The sequence below is a fragment of the Nitrospira sp. genome (assembly GCA_029194665.1).
Taxonomy (GTDB): domain Bacteria; phylum Nitrospirota; class Nitrospiria; order Nitrospirales; family Nitrospiraceae; genus Nitrospira_D.
In genome coordinates, this window is sequence record JARFXO010000001.1 from 463,366 (window position 1) to 485,088 (window position 21,723).

The window sequence follows — 21,723 nt, forward strand, 5'->3', positions numbered from 1 at the left end:
CCATACTGGTACAAGCAAATGAGATCTAGCAGACAGGAACTGACCTGGATGTCCGTGGCCGTCCTACAGGCACGGCAATCCTAGTCAGGACGACCACCGTATTGCCGGACTACGAATCGATCTCCGTGGATCTTTCGCAAGCGATGGGCAACAGATCAGGGAGGGGTTTGATGGACAGGTCAAGTTGTCAGGTGCTGTTCGATCGCATACTTTATGAGGTCCGCTGTAGTGGCCAGCTTGAGTTTTTCCAACAACCTACCGCGATAGGTGCTGACCGTCTTTACGCTCAGGGCCAATTCCTCGGCAATGATCGAGACGGCTTTGCCCTGTCCCAGAAGTCGAAGGACTTGCATCTCTCGGTCGGACAATCGTGCATGCAGCGTCTCTGGTTGCCTGTGATCCAACAAATCCGCCATCTGGTCGGCCAGCGAGGGGGTGATGTACCGTCGTCCAGCGACGACTTCCTCAACCGCTTTCATGAGTTCAGAGGGCGGTCGATCCTTCGTGAGATAGCCGGACGCGCCGGCTTTGATCGCGCGCAAGGCAAACTCTCGTTCAGGATACAGGCTCAACATAATCACCCGCAGGGAAGGTTGTAAGAGCTTGACCTCTTTCAGGACCTCGAGGCCATGTTTGTCGGGAAGCGCCACATCAAGGATCAGCAGATCCCAAGATTCTCGGCGAACTGCGGTCAGCGCCTCTTCGGCAGAACCTGCTTCTACGACGGCATGACAAAGCCCCTTTCCAAGCAACAAGTCCTTGACTCCTTGGCGCATGAGCGGATGGTCGTCGACGACCAAACACCTATACTCATGCCTCATCGCGCCGGCCCTCCTTACCGATCGGTGCCGGCACCGGCGGTGGTGTACGGCTGTTGTCCAGATTCTTGGGATCGATCGGAATGGACACTGTCACGCAGGAGCCCTTGGACGGCACGGACTGGACCTCGACCGTCCCTCCCAACAATTCTGCCCGCTCTCGAATACCCTGAAGCCCGTGATGGCCTTTACGCAACGCCTTGTCGATCTGAAACCCTCGGCCGTCGTCCTGCACCGTGAGCTGCACCCATCCCTCGACACAGCGGAGAGAGACGGTCGCAGATGTAGCCTTGGCGTGGCGGACAATGTTCGTCAGCAACTCCTGGATGATGCGATAGAGGGCACCTTCGAGTTCCGCGCTACCAAGGGACGAGCGCATTTCGGGATCCGCAAGGACCCGACAACTGAGCATCGACTGTTGCCCCAGTTTGACCGCCATCGATTCAATCGCGGCGACCAGCCCCAACTCTTCCAACAGTGCGGGCCGCAGGCCTTCGATCATCTCCCGTAGCGATACGAACAATTGCTTCACCGTTGCCAGGGCCGACGTGGCGAGCCGGCCCACGGACTCGGAAGGAGGAGAGTTCTCGGAATCGCTCTCAGCCAGGCGGGCCAACTCGAACTGGAGCGCGCCGAGTGACTGACCGAACTCATCATGCAGCTCCCGTGACAGCCTGGTGCGTTCCCGCTCCTGGGCCACCTGCACCTCGCGGCTCATCGATTGAAGGGAGCGATAGGCGTCATTCAGAGCGTCGAAGGCCTGTCGCCTGTCCGTGATGTCGGTAATCGACCCGGCCATCCGGTATGGACGGCCGTTTTCGTCCCACTGTGCTTGCCCTCGAGATCGGAACCAACGGTACGATCCATCCTTGCATCGCAATCGAAACTCGAGATCATACGGAGCCCGCCGTTCCAGATGAACGAGGAGGGCATCCTTCGCCTGTGATTGATCGTCAGGATGCAGCCGGTCAAAAAAAGACGGGAGGCGGTTTGGCAGCTCTTCGTCTTCGAACCCGAGAAGATGCTTCCAGCGCGGCGAGAGATAGACTTCACCGGTCGCCATGTTCCAATCCCAGAGCCCGTCGTTCGCCCCCTGAGCCGCCAATGCGAACCGCGCCTCGCTCGCCCGCAGTGCCTCCATCGCATTTCTGCGCTCTTCCACAGCGAAACTCAGCACGACATGGTCGGCGACAGCCGCCACAAACGAAGTTTCCTCCGCGGACCAGACCCGCTGCTCACCGACATGCTCGCAGCACAACACTCCGACCAGTTTTCCGGCACGTCTGATCGGCACATCCAGCATCGACGCGATGCCGAGCGGTCGCAAATAGGGTTCGGCGAGTTCTTTCGTCACAGCATCGCTGCTCGTACTGGTGGCTTCCACGCTCAACGTTCGCTGAAGCGCCTCGAAATAGGCTGGATAACGCGAGACCTCCAACGCCGGTTCGGTCTCGTATGTCCCGAGGCTGCGTCGGTAGAGTTCGCGACAGACGAGCGCGGAACGGTCTTCGTTGAAGAGCCAGAGTCCGACCCGTTCGACTCCGATGGTCTCCGCCGCTATTCTAATGATGGTGCGCAGATCCGGCGTCAGATCGCCATGCGCAAGCCGAGCCAACTTCAGCTGTCCTTCTTGGAGCCGGATAACCAGCTCAAGCCTGGCTCGCTCGCGCGCCTCCGCAAGCCTCTGTTCCGTAATATCGTAGGCCGAACCGATTCTTGCAGGCCGGCCGTCGATCAGGATCGTCGCCGCGCTGAAATCCAGCCACCGAGTTTCCCCGTCTTTACGAAGGATCGGGAGTTCCAGACGTGAGGGATCCTGGTCGCCCAGCTCGACAGCCGCCAGTCGTGCTCTGGCCCAGTCCCGAAACTCCGGGTGAATGATGTGCCATAACGACATCGTCAACAATTCCTCAAGGGTAAATCGGGAAATCGCCAGGGCGGCGGGATTGGCATAGAGAAACCTGTCGTGTTGATACACAAAGATGGCCGTCGTCGTCGCCTCGCTCAAGGCGCGGAACCTGAGCTCGCTGGAGCGTAATGCCTCCTCGATCTGCTTGCGCTCAGTGATGTCTTCGATGATCGCGAGGTAGACGGTCGGCGATTGTCCGATGTCACATGGAGACGACAGCCAAAGCGCCACCCATACAATGGAGCCGTCAGGCTTGAAGCACCGGTGTTCCAAAGACACTGTTCGAATCCGCCCGGTTTTCAGTGTCTCCATCTGATGGAGAATCGTCGGCACATCTTGAGGGTGGATGATGGCATGGAGAGGTGTCGCAATCAGATCCGCCTGTGGCAACCCTGTAATGTCTTCGCACCGCCGGTTGGCTGCGACAATTCGGCCCGTTGCAGTCTCGATGAGAGCAACCGCGACAGCAGATTGTTCGAGGAGGCTGTTGAATAGTTGTTCCGGCCTCGCAGACAGAACAGCGGCCACGACATGATGGGAAGTCGGGTCTTCACTCTTCGAGGGTGGGGTCATGGCCGGCTCCATAACAGCATGGCAAAAAACCACCAGAACGTGACCGAGCCGGGCCATTTTACGCCCAAGGCCCCAGGAAACACGAGTGGTGCTTAGCAGAAATTGCCCTAAGGCCTAGGACCAGGCTGATGAGAGGACCCCCTCGGCATCCCGCCAGTGCGGGGTCCAGGCGAGGGTCACCAACTTCACGGCAATGTTGGCTTTGGTGGGCTTGATTGAAACCGTTTCGAGCTTCTCATTCACGGGATCGGTCGCAGCGGTTAGGATATCGCTTTCAGTCTTGAATTGTGCTTCGAGATCGCCCAACTGTTTTTGTAGCGCTGCCACATTTTCTTCCGCGACCCCGACATCCTGAGACTCTTTCATCACCCGGCCGGCACCCCGGATCGCCGTCGTGGCCCGACCGATGTTCGCGGCACTGATCGTCTTCCGTCCGAGAAACGCCCCGAGGATGGAGGCTCCGACAGAAATCGCAGCCTGCACTTGGCTTGAGCGGGATTCGGCCTGCTGTCTTTCCTTCGTCAGTTCCGCCCGTCTGATGCGTTCCTGAAACGTCGCGATCTTCGACGCATATTTCTGGCGTAGCGCTTCAGCGCCCTTGTCGCGTTGTTCCCGTCCGGTCTGCTGTAACCGTACGCGGAAATCGCGCTCGGATTCCCCCGGCTTCGATACTTCCTTCGTACTGGGACTCCTGAACAACTCCACTTTCTGCGTTCGGAAGAGCCAGCCGCCGAAATCCTTGTTCCAATCGGCGTAGCTCTTGGCCTTGCAGGCGATTGCCGGCAGCGTCAGAAACTGAGCTCCACCTTCTGGATTCTGTTCAAGATCGGCTACCGCCACATCCGCCGCTGTCGCCTTGTCCCAGTCAACTCCTACGGGACCATCCGCAATAGTTGCCAATATCGTCGCGTCCTGCGTGCTGTCGATCCCACTCTTTGAATCAGAGAAGCGGATGTGCGACCAGCCCAGCAGCATCGGGGCATAGACCAATTCGCTTCCCTCCGGCTTACTACCGCGCAACGGCACAAAATGCTCTGCAACATGCGGCGAGAGCAGGGGGCGGGACTTCAATGCTGAGGACGGACTCGCCTCACTGAGTGGGCCCGCGTCGATGGGTCTGCGAGGCGGGCCAAGCGGGCTGGGGGTTGAGCGAGAAGTCTCAGTCGTCAGTCCTCGGTGCTCAATCCTGCGGGATTCCATCAACGTTTTGATCTGTGTCCTAGTGAGAGGTCCGCGCAGATAGGAAAGACACCAGCGCGTCTCAAAGACAACCGGTTCGTTCTCATGCACGTTGTTCATCAGGAAGATTCGATTGCCGAGCCCAGCCAATATTTGCTCCATACGGCCTCGGTCGAATTTTTGCCCGGCGCCCGTCGCAGCTCCTTCCAGACCTTCCAGAACACGGGCCTTATCTCGTTCAGTCTGCAGTCGCCCAATGAACCAGGTGCCGGTGTTGGCCAAGCCCTTGTAGTCGAGATCCACCGGGTTTTGCGTGGCAAGCACGACACCCAATCCGAACGCGCGAGCTTGCTTGAGCAAGGTCATCAACGGCAACTTCGAGGGAGGATTCGCTACCGGCGGAAAGTAGCCGAAGATTTCGTCCATGTAGAGCAATGCTCGCAGGCTCGTCGTACCAGATTGTGCCCTCATCCACCCGACCATTTGACTGAGCAAGAGCGTCACGAAGAACATGCGCTCGGCATCATTGAGATGGGCGATGGAAAAGATCGCGAGACGTGGCTTTCCTGCCGACGTATAGAGCAAGGATTGAATGTCGAGTGCCTCTCCTTCCATCCAGGCCTGAAATCCTGGAGCAGCGAGCAGATTGTTCAGTTTCATCGCGAGAGCGAAGCGATCATTCGACGGAAAGAAGGACTCCACATCCATCACGCCGACCTTCGAGAGCGGCGGCGATTGTATGGCCTGAATCAGTGATGCAAGGTCGAGATCTTCTTCCTTCTTCCACGTCCGATCGAGGATCGTCGAGAGGAGAATGTGCTCACGGCTCTGGATCGGATCGGCCTCGATGCCAAGCAGGACAAGCAAACTCGTGACGGTCGTACTGATCCGCTCGCGCAGCAACTCCTCATCTTCACGCACATCGGCAGCCGGTGCGGCGAACGATTTGAGGATGGAAACCGGCATGCCGGCGTTGCTTCCCGGCGTGTAGATCGCAACATCCGCCGCATCCCGTAGTCGTTGAATCCGCGCGCCGTCCTGTTGCCAACTTGCCAACCCTTTTGTCCACAGTTCGGCCTGCGCCTGGGCATAATCAACCGAGGACAAGCCTTTCTTGCGCGCATCGTCCTCATTGATCCAAGGCTGAAAGTCTTCTCCCTTGAGAGACGGGAACGTCAGCATCAAATTGCCGAGGTCGCCCTTCGGATCGATGATGATGGCGGGAATGTTGTCGATGGCGGCTTCTTCGAGGAGCGCCAGACAGAGACCAGTCTTGCCGCTACCGGTCATGCCGACGCAGACGGCGTGCGTCACCAGATCTTTCGAGTCATACAGCAACCATCCCGGCTTAGCCTGCTTGGTGGCCAGATCATACGGTCGCCCCATATAAAACACGCCGAGCTTTTCAAAATCTTCAGCCGTCGAGGGAGTAGGCGAGGGTGATGGGCTGGATTTCTTCGGGGCGCTCTGGGTCTTTGCAGCAGAATCGGGCTTTCTCGCCTTCGGCATAACAACGGCTCCCTTCGCTCATGGGTCGGAGGTGAGGTCGAGGTATTGTAGTGGTCTAAAAGATGCGCTGCAAGCGGGCCAAGTGGGCGTGGAATGACGTATCGATTGTGACGGGAAAGGCAATGCCCGGAAGATCATTGGACAGTGGAATGCACAGGACAAGGGAATGTACAGGACAAGGTTTGACCCCATTCACGACTTGTGCGTTTCCCCATGCAGTCTTGATTATTCGGCATGGATAAATGAGAATGTCTCAACATCTCTCTGGGGAAACAAGGCATGGCCAAGACGTTGACGCTTCGCATTGATGATAAAACGTACTCAGCGATTGCCAAACAGGCGAAGACAGAAAACCGCTCGCTCGCCAATTTTGTCGAAACAGCCGTGAAGGCGCATATCCAGGAATCTGCATTTCTAGACGATGTGGAAATGGCCGACATTCTCTCAAATGAACACCTGGTGAAACGTCTCCGGCAAGGGTCAAAAGACGCGCGAGCCCGAAAAGGCGTCGTCATTGGGTAAGTTTCAGATCTTCGAAACATCTGCGTTCAAGGAAGATCTTGCCAAACTCGACCGAGCCGGTTTGAGACGGATTCAGGAAAAGCTAGAAACCTATATCTATCCTCGGCTGAGAGCCGATCCACATCACGGCCTCAATATCAAGCGACTGAAGAACTGGGAACCGCCGACCTGGCGTTACCGCGTTGGTGCGTGGCGATTCTTTTACGAAATCAATGAGAGGGAGAAACGCGTCTACATGATTACGGCTGATCACCGAAGGGAAGCGTATCGATAGCTGTATTCCCTCACCCCACAACAACCTGTCAACTGTTTGTGGGCTTCTTTGTTACTCCGCTTATTGCCGGCAGATGTCCCTGACTTGGGCGCGAACAGGTCCGGCTACCCACGTGCGGCCTCGTGTGAGCGACTGGAGGTACCGCAAATTCACGGTGCATGCTCCAAATAAAGACTCCCGACCCCCTTTGTTGACCATCAAAGTTCGTCCCAGTGTGATCGTAAGCGTTCCCCTGTGACCTCACTCCTCGATGAAGCACTCTCCCACTTAGCCGTTGAGCTTTCGCAGAAAGTTGTAGACCAGTTTCATCATCGTGGCCCATTCCATCGGGTCGTATTTCTTTGGATCGGTTTGGGTGCTCAGGAACGATTCCAACTCGTCCTTGGTAGTGTGGGGAGTTTTGAGGTACTCCTTCCATTCGGCCTTGCTCGCTGAACTCTTGGCTTTGCTTCCTTTGTCGAGTTTCTGCGGCTCACGGTTCTCCATGATGACGCCCATTTCCTTGCTCACCGTCGGGCCGACGGCCTCCGAGTCGAGGATGGCGCTGTCGGGGTTCTTCATGCCTTCCAAGAAGAGGTCCGTTCCACCGTTTACCACGCGGTGCACCCAATCCGTCACAGTCAGGTCGACCGCCAGCTTGTCGTTCACGTTCCGGCCACAAGCCTGGGCGAGTTTTTGGGTGAAGAACGTTAAGGCTAGAGGGAAACCCCTGAGAGCCGCCTTGATATTGTTCGGCAGGGTTTCAGACAGGTCCCCTAGGTCGGTCTTATAGAAGTAATCGCCTAGCTGGTTTTTTGCCAGGCCAGTGCCTTTAAGAAGCTCGGTATCCGCGCAGAGGTAGTTGGCTAAGAGCACCGTGTATCCTTTCAGAATTCCCAGTTCTTTCTTGGTAGCCAGCTTCTGGACGGTCATTCCTGGATAGAGCGGGAATTTCTTGAATGGAGTTACGACTTCATCACCTGCTTTTGCGGCCCTGATGAGCTGGTTCGCCGCTTTCACGCCAGCATCATCACTGGAGTTCTGCTTCCCTCGTTCGGCTGTTTGTTTGAACACCTTCGGCACCTTGGACAGTTTGATACCATATGTGGCCTGGAAATACCCCCGGGTACTTTGTAGGGTGCGAGCCGGCGCGTCACTGCCGACAAAACAGTCTCCCTGGAGAACTACCTCACCCCTCCTTATCTGACCGTAAATAGCTTGAATCCAGTGGGCCATGGCATTGGCCCGATCACCTACCTCGGCCTCGCTCAATTGGAATTCATCCATTGGCTTCGTGACCATCTCGATGATGGATGGGCCGTTCGAGAAACCCTGCCGGTTACCGTTTTGATACTCGTTGGCATACTTCACAAGAGGTATGAGTTCATCGTTGTGATCCACCTTGATCTCAAAGCCGCCGTAGTCAAATTTCTTCTTGCCGGGGTCCCGCCGGGTACCATCATGATGACCATAGTCTGATGTGAAAAAGATCGGAACCTCAATCTCAAATCCGAATCGTCGTTGGACGACATGCCCATTGCTGTTTGCTGATCCAAGGGTTGCAAACTTCCGCTGGATCGGCTGTCTGGTTGCCGTCCTCTGTGTTTCACCGGGAACAGACAGCGCTCTCCCCCCCATGACATCCGCCTCCTGCTCCAGCCCCTGATCATCGTTGACCGGTACGCCGTCCTTCAGCTGCATTGTCGGCTGGACTCTCCCCTGTGCCTGTTGCACCACATGCCAGGCTTCGTGCGGCAGGTGTTGCTCCTGCCCTGGCGCGACGTGAATCTCGGTGCCCTGCGTATAGGCCAAGGCGTTGAGCCGTGCTGGTTGGGAGGAGTTGTAGTGAACATTGACATTGTCCATCGACAGGTCGGAGAGGGATTCGATACCGGCTTTCAAATGATCCGGCAGGCCGGTTCGGTTCGGATGGTGAGCCAGTGGTGCAGAGGGAGCCCCCGGCTGCTTTTGGAGCGCTTCATGCGGATCGTTGCGCTGCGCTGAGGGAAACTTCCCTTGGAGAAGTTCTTCTTCGTCAGATTCCTGACGTTGCATCGGTGTGTCACCCGGCCGTCTGAACGTGCGTTTGGTCTGGAGCTTGCCTGATTGCAGGAGCCGATTCACGGCTTGATTTCCGATGGTGCCTTGCAACTGGAGGATTGGATGGCGCGTTGCACCGGGTTGTGTCTCGGATAGCGCCGGTCCTGACCCCCGTCGCGCTCGACCGGGCTCCACTGTGGCGGCTTTATCTACGAGGTGCTGCTTCATGGATCTGTTCCTCCTCGACAACGATTCGGATCGGTGTCAGGCATGGTGACGAAGGGTGCCTGATACCGTTATTCTAGGACGAGACCACGGGTTCTTCTCGTGGACGGTTGCCGTTGCTCTCTTCCACAGATGACTCCTTCAGCACTTCCTCCAATACCTGAATAGCGCCGCTGATGCGCAGCAGTGTATCCCGCAGATACATCTGCTGTCGTTCTAACTCCTGAAGGCGTCCTTGACCCGCCTCCAGCTCTTTTTTTAAGGATGCGATGCGACTTTGTACAGCTTGTTGCATGGTGTTGACCCTTTCTCCAACCATCAGTGCCGTCGTTCCCCAGGATGTCGTCCTTACTGCAACATCACCAGCACGGGAACCTTACCTTTCCCTTTTTTTAAGCTGCCCAATGCCTTCCCCACGATAGCCCCCACGGCCTTGCTGGGATCGATCACTTTCTGTGCGTGTCCTTTCGTGTGGCTGGTCGTGAGCAGATCGCCGACTTTGATCGGTGCAATATCCGCATCCACTTTACACTCGGCGAAGACGCCAAGAGTCACCATCAACCCGATTTTCCCATGATCAATTCTACGCTGATTGAGATCGGCCAACTCCTCGGCTGTACACTGTACGTGACGCGTGTCCCTATTCTTGTCCGCATCCTTTCCTGCTTTGGCTTTTGCAGACTGTTTTCCCTTGGAATCAAGGCCTTCCTGACCTGAGACGGATGGTGTAAGCCGGACGCTTACATGCGACACGACCCCGCACACACGCGTGTCATAGCTGCGGTCTGTTAGATCAACTTCCGGGACAAGGATTGAGGGCGATCCGGAAGGCTTAGATGATTGCTCATCAGCAATCACCAGAACATCTCCGGGCTCAAGGGAGTCTCCGATGTTATTGAGAAACTGCGTGACGTTCATCTGTCGCGTTCCTTTCTCCTCGGCCGATGCTTGCTGTCCAGTCCGAGCATCACCTCAACGTCACAAACACCTCGATCACGCCTGTTCCTGAATGGAGTGATTCAAGAGCTTTCCCAATAATCGTACCCGGAGCAAAGATTTCGACTCCTCCCACAACACGAGGCGTCGCTTTCATGGCATGTCCAATCGTTGATGATGAGGTTAATAAATCCCCCCGATTGATCGGTCCATTTTCATCCGTCACGTTACAAGGCACACGACCACTCAGAGCAACGGGATATGCGCGTTTGCCGTCGTGCCGTTTCTCATCCTCGCCATGTTCGGCACCCAACAAGAAACCAGGCAATGTCGAAATCACACCGATGATCAAATCATCATTCGCGCGTTCGGACTTCACGATTCGATCTTCTTTCCTATCGAGACAGGCCACGTCCCCTGGATCAAGCGTCACATCGGAGTAATAATTTTCGGCCAAGTCTCGTGGACCACTTTGGGACCCATTTCGAGCCCAAATCGTCCCCTCCGCCTCGACATCCCATGTGTGAACGCCACCGGCCCAGCCCGCTGTCTTGGGTTTAGCAGAAAACCCATGCGTTCCGATGTTTGCGGTTACTTCCAGGTCACCGTTGATTTGCAAGTAATCATACAACTTCACCACGCGTAAGGTTGTACTTGTCGTCTTAACCGTTCTTCCAAGGATCATCAACGCACCGTACTGAGTGCCATCATTTTCGATTGCGGCATAGCCAAGAGTATTCCCAAATCCCGTATGCTGATGGTCGACTTTCGTAAAATACAGATCTGAATTGCCGGCTCGAATATCGCCAACAACCTCTAACTTTCCCTGAGGTGCGACCGTTCCGATGCCGACCTTGCCGTCTTTGGTGATATTAAAGACATCGCCTCCTCCGGCCGTCCACAAACTCAATCGTCCTCCTGGACGATTGGTAATCTCCACTCTATTCCCCAACCCTTCGTTCGTCGAAAGCCGTAAGTAGGCTTGCCCACCCGATGACTCGAACAAACCGACCGCGTCCGCTGCAACCACGTGAAACTTATGGCTCGGGCTTGTCGTTCCAATGCCGATGTTGCCGCCCACCGTCGCATTTCCCGTGACGCTCAAACTGTTTGCCGCAAGGTTGACCGTCGGATCGATAGCGCTGCCGGCAATTTTTCGAACGGTGCTGTCGACAGTGCTGATGGTTCCACCGCCGTCCAACTTCACCTTCGCGAGCACAATGACGGAGCCGTCGTTCACCGGGACTGTTGTTCCTGCTTCCACCAGGGGGCGTTCCGTCGTACGCGTATAGTTATCGATTCCACCTACCGTGTAATGGTCTCCCGGGTCGAAGACCTCTTCATATTTGGCCGTAATATACACATCCGCATTCGATCCGAACTTTGTAAGGTCTTCTGATCGGGCATCCAAGAGCACAAGCTCCCGCCCGTCTTTATCGACCGCCATTCCTGAACTGATGCCGATGATCTTGTCGGCGGACTTGGTCACCTGAAGTCCTCCGTCCGCGATCCCCCAGGTGTGCAGCAACTGATTATGCCGTCGCCGCATATTCATGAGATACCCCTGCTCATCCGTAAAATCCTTCTCGACAAGAAACTGCGAAGTAAAATAATTCAGCCGCTTGACATCCGCCATAGTCAATCCTCCCCTTGAGCCGTCCCTAACAGAGTATCAACGCCGACCGTAGAGTGCCGTCCGATTTGCATGCTTGGGAACATCGGGATGAGTTCGTAAAACGTGTGCGCCGGCTTCTCCAGATCGATCAGTGCGCGGGCAATCTCCATTTGCCGCTCTTGTACCGTCGGCGACACCCGCGGCAACGAAATCTTGACCCGAAAAAAATGAGGCTTTTCGCCGCCCAAATACATATCCTTACCGATGGTCGATCGAACCCCGATTTGTACGCCTTCGTCCTCCTCTTCAACCACGGTCGGAACACTGACGGTAAAAATCGACAGGAGATCCTGTAAATTCTTCTTGGTTCCTCGCCACCGGTACAACTGCGCAATCCTGGCGATAAACTCGCGTTGCTCGATCACACCGACATCGGCACGTAGGCTAAAGGCCGTCCAGCTTGCCAGCCATGATAAGAATTCTTCCGGTGTCTGATAGGGATCGAAATATTTCGCGACTCCTGCAATGTTTTCTTCTATCCCTTGAGCTGGAAACGGAACCCCCGTTTCCGGAAACTTTACGCCGTCTTGCCGACCAAGCAGAATTTTCTCAACGGCAAGCAACCATTGGCCGAGATAGGGATCTTCCTGGTAGATCGCCGGCAGAGACTGCACGAGGCTGCTTGCCGACTGTGTGGTCTGCGTGGCCATGACCCTCCTTACTCATGCGTCGTTACCGGCTCTGCTCCTTTCGGAAGAACCAACGTAATATCGTCCGGCACCACATCGGCATTGACCAATTCGTGAGAGCGAATTTCGACGGCACTCAAATCCCCGGTTTCATTGTATTGCAACCTGTCCCTATCACCGACACCGACGATGAATTCGTCGAGCGCGTTCTTTGTATTGGGATCGACGGTTTTGGTCACGACATCGATACCCGGCAACGTGTCGAGCAACGCGTAGATGTCGGAAACATAGACGTTTCGACCGAACGGCCACCCCTGTCCATCACGACCTCCGGACAAAGGATGCATAAACTGCCTGAGACTCTTGACGACCTGGTCCCGTCCGACATCTTCGTAGACATTGAGCTGTTGTCGACTTGCCTCCACCTCTTTTCTGACTGTGTAGGATCGCAAGGTCATGCCGTCCGTGATCAGCCACCGGCTCTGCGCCGTTTGGACCGAGATGGTTGTCTGTGGGGATAACGTCATCCCCACCGCCTCGAAACGGCTCCGCAACTCACCGGACAGGGTTCGGCCATCCAAATCCGCTTGAACGGCGGATGGAAGGCTGAATCGAAAACGATCTTCGATCGCATCCGGCGTAAGCACCGCGGTCAGCCGCACACGAATCGTCACATAGGTCGGTCCAACGACATGAACGCGGGTCGTCAATAATCGGCGTGGCTCCAGGTCGGCCGCCACCTTCTGCATCAACTCGCGCGTCGGCTGTGGGGTGTTTCCCTGACCGGCCGGAACGATCACGACGCTGACATGACCCGGCTCATCGATCTCACCGGCACGAGCATTGCCCGATTCCAGATTGCGCCGAGGCAGACATCGCGTTCGCGCAATCGTGGCATCTGCCTTCAATGCCGATCGCTCAAAATCCTCGCGCGTCACGGCGCGATTGGACTCACGAAAGGCCGACACCGTCTCTCGGACTGCATCGGCCATCTTCGTTTTGAAGAGCGGATCCGTCTGGTCCGGCGCCTCCCAGCTTGGACCGTTCAGCAACTTCAAGAAGGCCAACCTATTGGCATCTGTCACGCGGTTCACCCGATACATCAGCATCTCGGTAATGGACGCGAACAGCTCGATCAACGTGATGCCGGGATCAGACGGATTATGATTGGTCCATTCCGGCGCGTATGTCGGAATCAACCTGCGCGCTTCTTCAACCAGCTCGCTGTACGTTCGGTCATCGAGATTGGGGAGTTGTATCGGCATGGCGGCTCCACTTGTTCTTCATCACGTCTCTTCAGAAATAGACGCAATCCGATGCAGGCCCGAATAAACTAAGAATCGCCCGGTGGCTGTGACCGCTTGCAGGTCCACATCCGGCAAATCGACGACGAGCTCCAGCCTCAACGATCGAACATGATCCAGGCCGGAGATCGTTCCGAGTGTGGCATAGATATCCGATTTGCTTGGTACACGGCCAAATGCCCACCCATTCCCGTCCTGGCCTCCGACCAGAGGATGCAAAAATGCGGCAAGCCGATCTTGCGCAGCCTGCTCGACAGGGCCTGCTCTGTCCAAGGAAACGAGAGCGATTTCCACGGTAATATTGACCTTCACATAGAGTGGCCCGACCACTGCCACGGTCGCCGTCGGCACGCTGTACCGCTCCAGATAGCTTTGAACGCGGGTCGTGAGTTCCAGACTCGGTAGAGGCTTCGCTTCACTCGAACACGGCACGATCACGACACTGACGGCTCCCGGCGCTCTGGGTTTCGTATCGAGCGGATCATCGATTAGATCACGCAACGGCACACATTTGGCTCTGGCGACATCGGGAGACGCCAGAACGGCCAAATCTTCATAATCTTCCAATGTCACGGCCCGCCCACGATGACGGATGGCACGTGGAGCGCGATTCAAGAGGTCCGCCGGAAGTTCAGCTTCAGCTCCTCCAGATGAGGCGTCGAGATTCGTCACCTTATCGACATAGGGAATCGTCCGGTTGAGTTGAACGATCGTGCCGGCCGGTCTATTGCCTGCTGCGCCGCCGCCGGTTTGATACCACGCCATTCTGATATTCCCGATGCCGGTCGGAGGAGCCAAGCCATTGACTCCATTGCCGAAACGAATTTCCCCCGTCGAGTGGTTCATCACATAATGCCGATCGCGCGGACCCGAGCCGTAGAAATCGGGCACTTCATGCCACCGCACCCAAATCTCCTCCGGACATCCGGTCGGATCGAGCAACACAGAAACGGCGTCCGCTCCCTCTTCCCGTTCAAGAGTCGCTCGCTCTGCGGCGGTCGCCATCTCCGGCTCACGTACTTCCAGCCGCTGACCGGCCAACACCGGAGCGTGCGCCGTCGAAAACCGCTGATTCTCAGCCGCGTTTCCAGACCCAAGGATTTCACTGGTTACAGATATCAGTTGCGACGCCATTACGGTATTGAGAGCGACCTGCCGTATTTTCGGCAGGAATCGATAGTCACCGGATTCCCACTGCGCGCGAAGCCAGTACCGCTCGACTCCAAAAGCCGATCCCGGTACAAGCCCCGCTGGAGGCAAGAACTCCACCAATCCCGGTCTCGTCAGATCTTGTGTGTCATCGCTCACGCCGATCTTTTGCCAACCTTGTCCGTCCTTCATTTGCCACACCAGACGCGGTGACGACGCCGGAGAAGGGTTATCCGGCGTCGCGCCATAGATCGTTTCACGAATGCGGACGTACAGGCTCAGCGTATTATTAGGGAACGTCGCCCTGGCTGGAGGACGAGTCAATCCGAAGTACAATGTCGGATGCGAGTCTTGTACCGGTCGAAACGGCGCAAACGCCTTACCCGTGACATCCTCATACGAGAAATCATTGTAGGTCACCACGGCGCTCAGCGGAGTTGCCACCGTCGTCAAGCTATATCCCACGGTCAATCGGCCGATCGATGGCGGAGCGAACGTTGCTGGGATAAGCTTATACCCCTTCTCGGGGTGAGTCGGATCGATCAGTTCGAAGCGAGCCTCGGTCCCGTAGTTACCCGATGCCAGTCGCACACGTAACCAGTAGTTCTCGGCTCCATTGACCGTCGTCGGCCTGACCGTCGTCGGCAACGTCAGCGCGACAATGCCGGATTGAGTGAAGCCGCGTGTTGTATCTGAAAATGTGGTCGTTGTCGTTTCACTGCCTGCGGTAGCCGTTCCTATCCCAACCCAGGTTGTGCCGTCCCAACATTCCCACACCAACTTCGGATTTCCATCGGTCCTCGGAGCCGGAATCCCGGATGCCGGATCCGTCAGGGTGATGGTCAGCGTGACCTTCGCGCCGGCCTGCGAGAAGGCATCTTTGCCGGCTATGTACCATGCATCGCTGAATCTCGGCTTTTCTCCGAATGGATAGAAATCCTTGGTGGTATCCACCGGAGCCGAGCCGGCGAAGGCGTGATCCACGGCTAGTCCGTCTTTCCCGACGGTGGTCTGCATCGTCATCGACGTCACTCGCGGCAACTGATCGGCGCGCACCATCCCACTTTGGGCTTGCCCGGCCGGCGAAATCGGCGTGACCAATCGACCCCGAATCCATCGGCCGGCCTTTTCCCCTACGACCTGCCTGGAGAAAGAAGACAACCCTGTCGTAAACACAATCTCGCCGCTTTTTGTCAGATCGGCCGTCCCATCGTTAGGGGAGAGAGGAATTCCTGCCGCCCCGTCCCAACTCTCCCATATGATCTTTCGTGGATCTGGGTTTTCGATGGCCTGATCCAGCACGATGCTCAACGTCACAGTCCTCAAATTGGACACCCCTAACGCCTCATCCTGCCCTAAATATGTGAGGTGCTCGATCGGACGACTGCCTCGAAACGCCGGCACGCCGGCATCCACAGGGGCGGAACTGAGTCCGCTGAAATCATCGTACCGGTCGTACGCCGGTTCGCGGACGAGGATCGAGGTTAACTGCGCCGCCGTGACCACCAGTTCCCGCTCCGTCTCAAACACGACCGGTTCTTGTTTCCCTTCAGCCGGAGGAGCCGAGACCTGAGTCCCTTGAGGAACCACCCCGTCTATGATGCTCCCTTGAGCTAATGAGAACGTAAGCGGCACACGCGCTGATTGCGGAGGAGTCAGCGACGCGCCGAGCAAATCCAGGAAGGCAAGGAGATTTTTCTCCGGTACCTTATTGAGTCGCTGGAGGATAATTTCCGAAAATCGCCCGACGATGCCGACCAACGCCGCGCCGACACCTTCGGCCGGATTCGCTTCCGGATAGCCCACCGTGTAGGTCTTCACTAACTTGCGCACCTGCATCGCGATGTGCGAGGCCGTCCGTTGATCGATGAGAGGGGCCTGGCCGGACATCACACCGCGCTCCTTTCGAGATAGAATGGATACACCAAATTGAACGCGTTATTCGTCGCGCGAACCTGATAGTCGACACTGATCACCAAGGCCGCTCCCCCGTCATCCGGCGCGACATTCACCTCCACCACATCGATGCGGGGCTCGAACGCCAACAAAGCGTCACGTACGGCTTGCGCCGCAGTGCCTGCGGTTGCGGCGCTATTGATGTCGAAGACCAAATCATAAATGCCGCATCCGAAGTCCGGACGCATGACCCGCTCGCCTTTCGCTGTTCCCAATATGATCCACACAGATTGACGAACGCTTTCCTCATAGGCCGCAAGGGCGAACGATCCCTGTTCATCCACTGAAACCGGATACCCCATGCCGATACCAAGCAGCGGCCTGGACATGCTTGTCCCTCCTTCTATCCGATCAACACCGTGCCGACGGCAATGACCTGACCGACCAACATATCCGCGGGATCGTTGCATGTCATCGCCATATCACCGTTCCGCGCGACCATTTTGCCGTTGATCCTCACCGTTGGGCTTCCAAGCTTGATGGTCGCCTTGTTCGCCGGCGGATTTTGAAACGCGGTGCCAGGCGGTGTCGGAATATGAGCCGGTGTATTATCCGCCGTGCTGTCGACGGTGGCGGCCGGCTGACCCATGATGTTGACATTGTTGCTGAGATTACCGTTGATGATACCCATAAATGGATGAGGCAGCGGCGTTGGCTGAGGACCCGTCGGCGTCGGGACCATGACGATATGGGTATCGACCGCAATAATCCGGTCGTTTCTTTTGGCCGCAGGTTGTCCCATAGTTCAATTAATGTTCACGACTTGTCCTTTGATGTTCATCGTCGCCCCGGCCTTCACATCCACTCCCGCTTTGGCTTCGATCTTGGCATCAGCCGAGGATGTGACCTCTATTTGCCGGGCGTTCAGCTTGATACTTCCCTTTGACGCCGACAGGACGATATCTTTGTCAGCCGTGATCGTAATCGTATTCTCGGCTGTATCGAAGACCACCGAATTGTTCCCGCTCTTGTCCACAAGTTCTATTTTTTCTTTGCCGTCTTCGTCGGTCAGTCGGATGACGTGGCCGCTGCGCGACTTGATGACGCGAACATTGTTTTTCCCGTCGCCGTTTTCAGCCGGCGGCGCGTCTCTCCCGTTCCAGAGCGCGCCGACTACATAGGGAAACCGCGCATCGCCCTGCTCGAAGGCGACGAGCACTTCATCATTCACTTCCGGGAGAAAATATATCCCCCGCTCATTCCCTGCCATCGGAACCGCCATGCGCGCCCAATAGCCTTCCTCTTCATCGCTCAGCCATGGAAATGTGAGTTTCACCCGGCCCATTTTGTCGGGATCCTGATTGTTGGTCACAAGTCCCACTACGACGCCGATTATTTTTGACGTCACGGCTTTCGGTCCTTCTGGATCACTGAGAAGGTCGTACAAATTCATACCGCATTCCTCCGAACCGTAAAGCGGGTGGTATACCCGCCTTCTCTACACCGATGACTGACTGCCGTGACATAATATTGCCCGCTGAACTGTTTCCCCAAACCGCCGAGCGTAATCACCTTCCCGGCCCGCAGGTCGGTCCGCCCCGCGCACAGGCCTTCTCCGGTAATAAATCCCAAGACCGATGCATTGATGGCGGCCTTGGCGACTGCATCCGCCTCCGCCTGGGTCATCACAGGACTATCCGTCGTCGTCCCTGTCGCGGCGCCGAATGCCCGTGTCGCCACCGCAGCCCCGCTCCTTGCCCCCCCCATTTTGGTCGTGACATTGGCTTCTCGTCCCACGCCGACCAACGACTTTTTCTGTTTAGGATCCCATCCCCGGATGATCCTTTGATCAACCTGTCCGATCGAAGACAATCGTGAGGAAAATTCCATCAAATCATCTTTCAGCGTCAGGGTGAGAAGACTCCCCTCCGCATTGGCGACCGGAAGGAAATTCAGCGTCTCGTCGTCGATTGTGAGGTCGTATTGGATCCGTCCGGCTCGCTCGAGCAAAAATTCCATATCGGTTTGATTCGCCTGGAGCACATAATCATATTGCACACGGCTGTCCTTCGTGTTCGCTGAAAGTCCCGCTTCCTGCGCAATTGTTTTGGCAATGTCGCTGTCCGTCTGCTTAACAAACGTGCGGGACTTCCGACCGCGTTGGAGACGATGCCGGCGATCGTATCCCCGCACCGTCACCTTCGGCAAAGTAGACCAGGTGAACTCCACCTCCATTCCCGTGATTTCACCCTTCATGACGGAGGCGAGATTCCCTCCATCTGCATACCCAAGCTTGATTTCTACCTCATTCCCGACGGCAAATTGTTGTTGATCGAGGATCCACTCCCCGGACGCCGCGTCTGAGTTGAGGATTTCCATGACAAACATGCCGGGGAGATCCACAGTGTCATCAACGGTGACGCTCATCAGTTCGACTTCGGGAGCCAGTGGTCGCCCATTCGTAAAAACATCCACCACCGGAACGAGCAGACCTGAATCCGGCATTTATGTCCCCCCGCTCAGTAACGCCTTCAATTCGTGCCTGGAATGGACAACCGGCGACCGATTTCAAGCCGTCGTGGGTCGTCCAGAGAATTGGCGTCTGCAATTCTCCGCCACGTCCTAGGATCGCCGTACAGTTCCGCCGCAATGCTGCTCAAGGTATCGCCTCGTTTGACCAACCTTGTCGTGAAGTCGGGATCAGTCTCCTGCTTATCTTTTTTCGGGTCTTTGTATTCCTTAAAAATCACGGACAATTCCGCCCGCACCGGAACTCCCTCGTTCGTAAACAACTTGAATGTCTGTGACAACTGAGTGACCACTCCGATAAACGGGAAATCAGAATTATGGGGTGGAGCGCCTCCCCACAAGACCATGACGGCTGGAGGACGGTCGCGTTTGCGCTCGATTTGAGTCAGAGCGACCATTTTGTTCGTTTCTTGACGGACATCCTTGATCGGTTTTCCCCCTAAAGCCGATGGATCGGTGACATCATAAAAAAGATTCAGCGTGAGGACACGACTGTCGCCGCCGCCGAATGTCAACGGCGGCGCATTCAGCGCTCTATCCGGAGACCCGTTCCATGTCACGGACTTAGAAATCGAATAGGTGTTGGGATTGAACAGCACATGGAAGGATCGGCTTTCAACCGGATGCCCCTTTGCGTCCAACGGAGTCAGTTTGATTTTTTCTAACGCCATCCATCCACTCCTCGTCGCTCACGCTCGGCAATCAGTTGACGAGCAATCACGCGACTCACTGTTTCGGCGAGGGCGCCGATATCAACCTTCGCCTCCTGCGGACTCGTCGCAGACTGCGGTGTCGTGTGAGCTTGCGTGACGAGGCTCGGTACCGCTTCAGCCGGTCCGGCTTCATGCTCCTGGCGCTGCATGACCCGGCAATTGAGATTGTGCAATGCCTCTTCTACGTTCTCTATCGAGCGTGCCCGCGTCTTCCACACCATCGGATTGACGTTCGCTTCTTCGGAAGAAGGAGACACACGAGAATGTTGCCCGCTCGTTTGCATACGGCTCGACAGCCACGGCATCCGTTCAACTTGTCCTCCCACTCGCTCCGTCATGACGAACGGACCGGAACGCTTTTCATGATGAGTGAAAGGAGGCGCCGGACCGGCGTCTCCTCGCGGCTGTTCCTGCTCAGGCACCGCTTTCTGAAGAACCAACCTCTCTTCCGTACCAGCTGATCCGCCATCAGAAGCAAGCAGTTCCGCCGCTCGTATGTTGGATGACTCGCGCAACTGAACGGGACCCTGTCGGTGAGTCACCGGTTGAGACGCCCCGCTCCGTCCTCCCATCGCTGATCCGACCGACAGGTCCGCCTTTTCTTCGACGCGATGAACCGGGTGGCTCGCTCGCGGCATCTTCTCGCCGGTTTCAGCGCTCAGTTTCGAAGTCCCGCTTGCTGATGAGGGAGCGACGCCACGATGCGGTCTCCGACTGACGCGGAACAATGTTGGAGAAGAGGAGGGGAGCGGTTCACCGGTGACAGAGCCCGAGGGCGACGAAAAAGAGGATGCGGTTAGACGCGGCAAGACGGTCACAGGAGGTGGTGCGACACGTTCTTCCTCATTTCCAGCTCCATCCATCCCGGCCATCCTCAACACAGACCCGCTGGATTCGAAAGCGACATCGTCGCTGTTTCGGCAGCGGGCCATCATCGACTCCAGAAGGGGGAACCGTTTGCTCAGCCACGTGGTCGTGCGTTCATAGATTTCCTCCGGATGCCGCACGTCGACCACACCGATCGGCTGTGTGATCCGCCGAATCAAACGCGATGCGAGAGGAGAAGACTGATCTCCCCTCCGATCCGTCTCATTCGCTCCGATAGGTACTGCATCCTGCGACTCATCCATGCCGGCAGAGTTCCTTTACAACAGTCTGGCCGTTGCGGCGCCGATGCCTGCGGCCAGCGCAGCCAAGGTCGGCCGACTCAGACCGCGATGAACGAGTTCAACACTTTCGAATGCCACTTCCGCGGAACCGGCGCGAAAATCGGGGCCGGTCCATTTCACGGGGAAGGCATCGGTAAAATTCCACCAGATCACGGGAATCGCTTGCTTATCCAGAAGATAGATCGTTCCGTTTCTGCGTTGGATCTTTCCCTTCGCCACGTCCTGATGCCAATTCCAAAGCCCGAACAGTTGCGTCAGTCCATGTTTGAGAATCAACGATGGATATTTGGTCGGGCCGGCGAAATGGTGCTCATATTCATTCAGGCCGCCTTCCCGATAAGGAGTCGTTTCAGTCTCTACTTGCAGCCCGCTGCATTCGGAAAAACTGCCGACCAGAATCCCTTCCACTTCGACAAGAAAATTGTGCGACTGGTACGGATCGAGACGCACCCCCAGTAGATTGCTCGTCAGAGCGGCGGCGCCATTGAGTCCGAAGGACGGCATGGGTCTTTTTTTCCTCTTCCAGCTTAGCTTGGAGATATTTCCTTATCCCCTCAGCGTTTCCCCTTGTTCGTTGAGCCGTTGATTGATCTTGGCGATTTCCGCCACCCATCGCCGGCGTTCGAGATGATCGAACCAGACGATCTGCTCATGCGGCCAGTGAAAATGATACGAAATATACGCCACCTCCTCGT

General features: G+C 56.4%; 20 protein-coding genes. 2 read left to right on the forward strand and 18 right to left on the reverse strand.

Going from position 1 to position 21,723, the window contains the following annotated elements; all coding sequences use genetic code 11:
* Positions 1 to 179: 179 nt before the first annotated feature.
* From P0119_02195 to P0119_02205, 3 genes are all read right to left on the reverse strand, one after another.
* On the reverse strand, positions 180 to 821 hold the full coding sequence (locus P0119_02195) for a response regulator transcription factor (GenBank protein MDF0664866.1): 642 nt from the start codon (positions 819 to 821) through the stop codon (positions 180 to 182).
* Complete coding sequence (locus P0119_02200) at positions 811 to 3,300, reverse strand: PAS domain S-box protein (protein ID MDF0664867.1); 2,490 nt, start codon at positions 3,298 to 3,300, stop codon at positions 811 to 813. Before P0119_02200 ends, P0119_02195 begins: the two co-directional genes overlap by 11 nt.
* A 114-nt stretch (positions 3,301 to 3,414) precedes the next feature.
* On the reverse strand, positions 3,415 to 5,988 hold the full coding sequence (locus P0119_02205) for an ATP-binding protein (GenBank protein ID MDF0664868.1): 2,574 nt from the start codon (positions 5,986 to 5,988) through the stop codon (positions 3,415 to 3,417).
* Between the two features lie 279 nt (positions 5,989 to 6,267).
* On the opposite strand from P0119_02205, the gene P0119_02210 reads away from it, so the two are divergent.
* Entirely contained in the window at positions 6,268 to 6,510 is a 243-nt protein-coding gene (locus P0119_02210; GenBank protein ID MDF0664869.1) for a YlcI/YnfO family protein, read from the forward strand.
* Entirely contained in the window at positions 6,503 to 6,784 is a 282-nt protein-coding gene (locus tag P0119_02215; protein ID MDF0664870.1) for a type II toxin-antitoxin system RelE/ParE family toxin, read from the forward strand. The genes P0119_02210 and P0119_02215 overlap by 8 nt, the downstream gene beginning before the upstream one ends.
* Before the next feature lie 267 nt (positions 6,785 to 7,051).
* On the opposite strand, the gene P0119_02220 is transcribed toward P0119_02215, so the two are convergent.
* The 15 genes from P0119_02220 to P0119_02290 form a co-directional block, all read right to left on the reverse strand.
* Positions 7,052 to 9,031, reverse strand: a complete 1,980-nt coding sequence (locus P0119_02220) for a DUF4157 domain-containing protein (GenBank protein ID MDF0664871.1) — start codon at positions 9,029 to 9,031, stop codon at positions 7,052 to 7,054.
* Positions 9,032 to 9,104: 73 nt separating this feature from the next.
* Positions 9,105 to 9,323, reverse strand: coding sequence for a hypothetical protein (locus P0119_02225; protein MDF0664872.1), 219 nt, complete (start codon positions 9,321 to 9,323; stop codon positions 9,105 to 9,107).
* 53 nt (positions 9,324 to 9,376) lie between these two features.
* Positions 9,377 to 9,946: a hypothetical protein gene (locus tag P0119_02230; GenBank protein ID MDF0664873.1), complete on the reverse strand. Its 570-nt coding sequence runs from the start codon at positions 9,944 to 9,946 to the stop codon at positions 9,377 to 9,379.
* A 49-nt stretch (positions 9,947 to 9,995) separates the two neighbouring features.
* A complete protein-coding gene (locus P0119_02235; protein MDF0664874.1) occupies positions 9,996 to 11,600 on the reverse strand; it encodes a hypothetical protein in 1,605 nt (534 codons plus the stop codon).
* A 2-nt stretch (positions 11,601 to 11,602) separates the two neighbouring features.
* The gene (locus P0119_02240) at positions 11,603 to 12,289 is read right to left on the reverse strand and encodes a phage tail protein (protein ID MDF0664875.1); all 687 of its coding nucleotides are present in this window, start codon (positions 12,287 to 12,289) and stop codon (positions 11,603 to 11,605) included.
* Positions 12,290 to 12,297: 8 nt separating this feature from the next.
* Positions 12,298 to 13,533 (reverse strand): baseplate J/gp47 family protein, encoded by a 1,236-nt coding sequence (locus P0119_02245; protein ID MDF0664876.1) that lies wholly within the window; start codon positions 13,531 to 13,533, stop codon positions 12,298 to 12,300.
* A gap of 21 nt (positions 13,534 to 13,554) precedes the next feature.
* Positions 13,555 to 16,611, reverse strand: a complete 3,057-nt coding sequence (locus P0119_02250) for a putative baseplate assembly protein (protein ID MDF0664877.1) — start codon at positions 16,609 to 16,611, stop codon at positions 13,555 to 13,557.
* Complete coding sequence (locus tag P0119_02255; protein ID MDF0664878.1) at positions 16,611 to 17,006, reverse strand: GPW/gp25 family protein; 396 nt, start codon at positions 17,004 to 17,006, stop codon at positions 16,611 to 16,613. The genes P0119_02250 and P0119_02255 overlap by 1 nt, the downstream gene beginning before the upstream one ends.
* A 14-nt stretch (positions 17,007 to 17,020) precedes the next feature.
* Positions 17,021 to 17,419, reverse strand: coding sequence for a PAAR domain-containing protein (locus P0119_02260; GenBank protein MDF0664879.1), 399 nt, complete (start codon positions 17,417 to 17,419; stop codon positions 17,021 to 17,023).
* 3 nt (positions 17,420 to 17,422) lie between these two features.
* Positions 17,423 to 18,070, reverse strand: coding sequence for a phage baseplate assembly protein V (locus P0119_02265; GenBank protein ID MDF0664880.1), 648 nt, complete (start codon positions 18,068 to 18,070; stop codon positions 17,423 to 17,425).
* Positions 18,067 to 19,122: a contractile injection system protein, VgrG/Pvc8 family gene (locus P0119_02270; protein ID MDF0664881.1), complete on the reverse strand. Its 1,056-nt coding sequence runs from the start codon at positions 19,120 to 19,122 to the stop codon at positions 18,067 to 18,069. Before P0119_02270 ends, P0119_02265 begins: the two co-directional genes overlap by 4 nt.
* Before the next feature lie 26 nt (positions 19,123 to 19,148).
* On the reverse strand, positions 19,149 to 19,817 hold the full coding sequence (locus P0119_02275) for a LysM peptidoglycan-binding domain-containing protein (protein MDF0664882.1): 669 nt from the start codon (positions 19,815 to 19,817) through the stop codon (positions 19,149 to 19,151).
* Complete coding sequence (locus P0119_02280) at positions 19,808 to 20,989, reverse strand: hypothetical protein (protein ID MDF0664883.1); 1,182 nt, start codon at positions 20,987 to 20,989, stop codon at positions 19,808 to 19,810. The genes P0119_02275 and P0119_02280 overlap by 10 nt, the downstream gene beginning before the upstream one ends.
* Positions 20,990 to 21,004: 15 nt before the next feature.
* On the reverse strand, positions 21,005 to 21,532 hold the full coding sequence (locus tag P0119_02285) for a phage tail protein (GenBank protein MDF0664884.1): 528 nt from the start codon (positions 21,530 to 21,532) through the stop codon (positions 21,005 to 21,007).
* Positions 21,533 to 21,574: 42 nt separating this feature from the next.
* Positions 21,575 to 21,715: a hypothetical protein gene (locus P0119_02290; GenBank protein MDF0664885.1), complete on the reverse strand. Its 141-nt coding sequence runs from the start codon at positions 21,713 to 21,715 to the stop codon at positions 21,575 to 21,577.
* Positions 21,716 to 21,723: the final 8 nt, after the last annotated feature.

Bases quoted from the DNA above. Each gene is read 5' to 3' on its own strand.
- P0119_02240 (MDF0664875.1), bottom strand. From the start codon at position 12,289: ATGGCCACGCAGACCACACAGTCGGCAAGCAGCCTCGTGCAGTCTCTG.
- P0119_02255 (MDF0664878.1), bottom strand. From the start codon at position 17,006: ATGTCCAGGCCGCTGCTTGGTATCGGCATGGGGTATCCGGTTTCAGTG.
- P0119_02235 (MDF0664874.1), bottom strand. From the start codon at position 11,600: ATGGCGGATGTCAAGCGGCTGAATTATTTTACTTCGCAGTTTCTTGTC.
- P0119_02220 (MDF0664871.1), bottom strand. From the start codon at position 9,031: ATGAAGCAGCACCTCGTAGATAAAGCCGCCACAGTGGAGCCCGGTCGA.
- P0119_02205 (MDF0664868.1), bottom strand. From the start codon at position 5,988: ATGCCGAAGGCGAGAAAGCCCGATTCTGCTGCAAAGACCCAGAGCGCC.
- P0119_02230 (MDF0664873.1), bottom strand. From the start codon at position 9,946: ATGAACGTCACGCAGTTTCTCAATAACATCGGAGACTCCCTTGAGCCC.
- P0119_02280 (MDF0664883.1), bottom strand. From the start codon at position 20,989: ATGGATGAGTCGCAGGATGCAGTACCTATCGGAGCGAATGAGACGGAT.
- P0119_02210 (MDF0664869.1), top strand. From the start codon at position 6,268: ATGGCCAAGACGTTGACGCTTCGCATTGATGATAAAACGTACTCAGCG.
- P0119_02270 (MDF0664881.1), bottom strand. From the start codon at position 19,122: ATGCCGGATTCAGGTCTGCTCGTTCCGGTGGTGGATGTTTTTACGAAT.
- P0119_02225 (MDF0664872.1), bottom strand. From the start codon at position 9,323: ATGCAACAAGCTGTACAAAGTCGCATCGCATCCTTAAAAAAAGAGCTG.
- P0119_02250 (MDF0664877.1), bottom strand. From the start codon at position 16,611: ATGTCCGGCCAGGCCCCTCTCATCGATCAACGGACGGCCTCGCACATC.
- P0119_02285 (MDF0664884.1), bottom strand. From the start codon at position 21,532: ATGCCGTCCTTCGGACTCAATGGCGCCGCCGCTCTGACGAGCAATCTA.
- P0119_02195 (MDF0664866.1), bottom strand. From the start codon at position 821: ATGAGGCATGAGTATAGGTGTTTGGTCGTCGACGACCATCCGCTCATG.
- P0119_02245 (MDF0664876.1), bottom strand. From the start codon at position 13,533: ATGCCGATACAACTCCCCAATCTCGATGACCGAACGTACAGCGAGCTG.
- P0119_02200 (MDF0664867.1), bottom strand. From the start codon at position 3,300: ATGACCCCACCCTCGAAGAGTGAAGACCCGACTTCCCATCATGTCGTG.
- P0119_02265 (MDF0664880.1), bottom strand. From the start codon at position 18,070: ATGAATTTGTACGACCTTCTCAGTGATCCAGAAGGACCGAAAGCCGTG.
- P0119_02260 (MDF0664879.1), bottom strand. From the start codon at position 17,419: ATGGGACAACCTGCGGCCAAAAGAAACGACCGGATTATTGCGGTCGAT.
- P0119_02275 (MDF0664882.1), bottom strand. From the start codon at position 19,817: ATGGCGTTAGAAAAAATCAAACTGACTCCGTTGGACGCAAAGGGGCAT.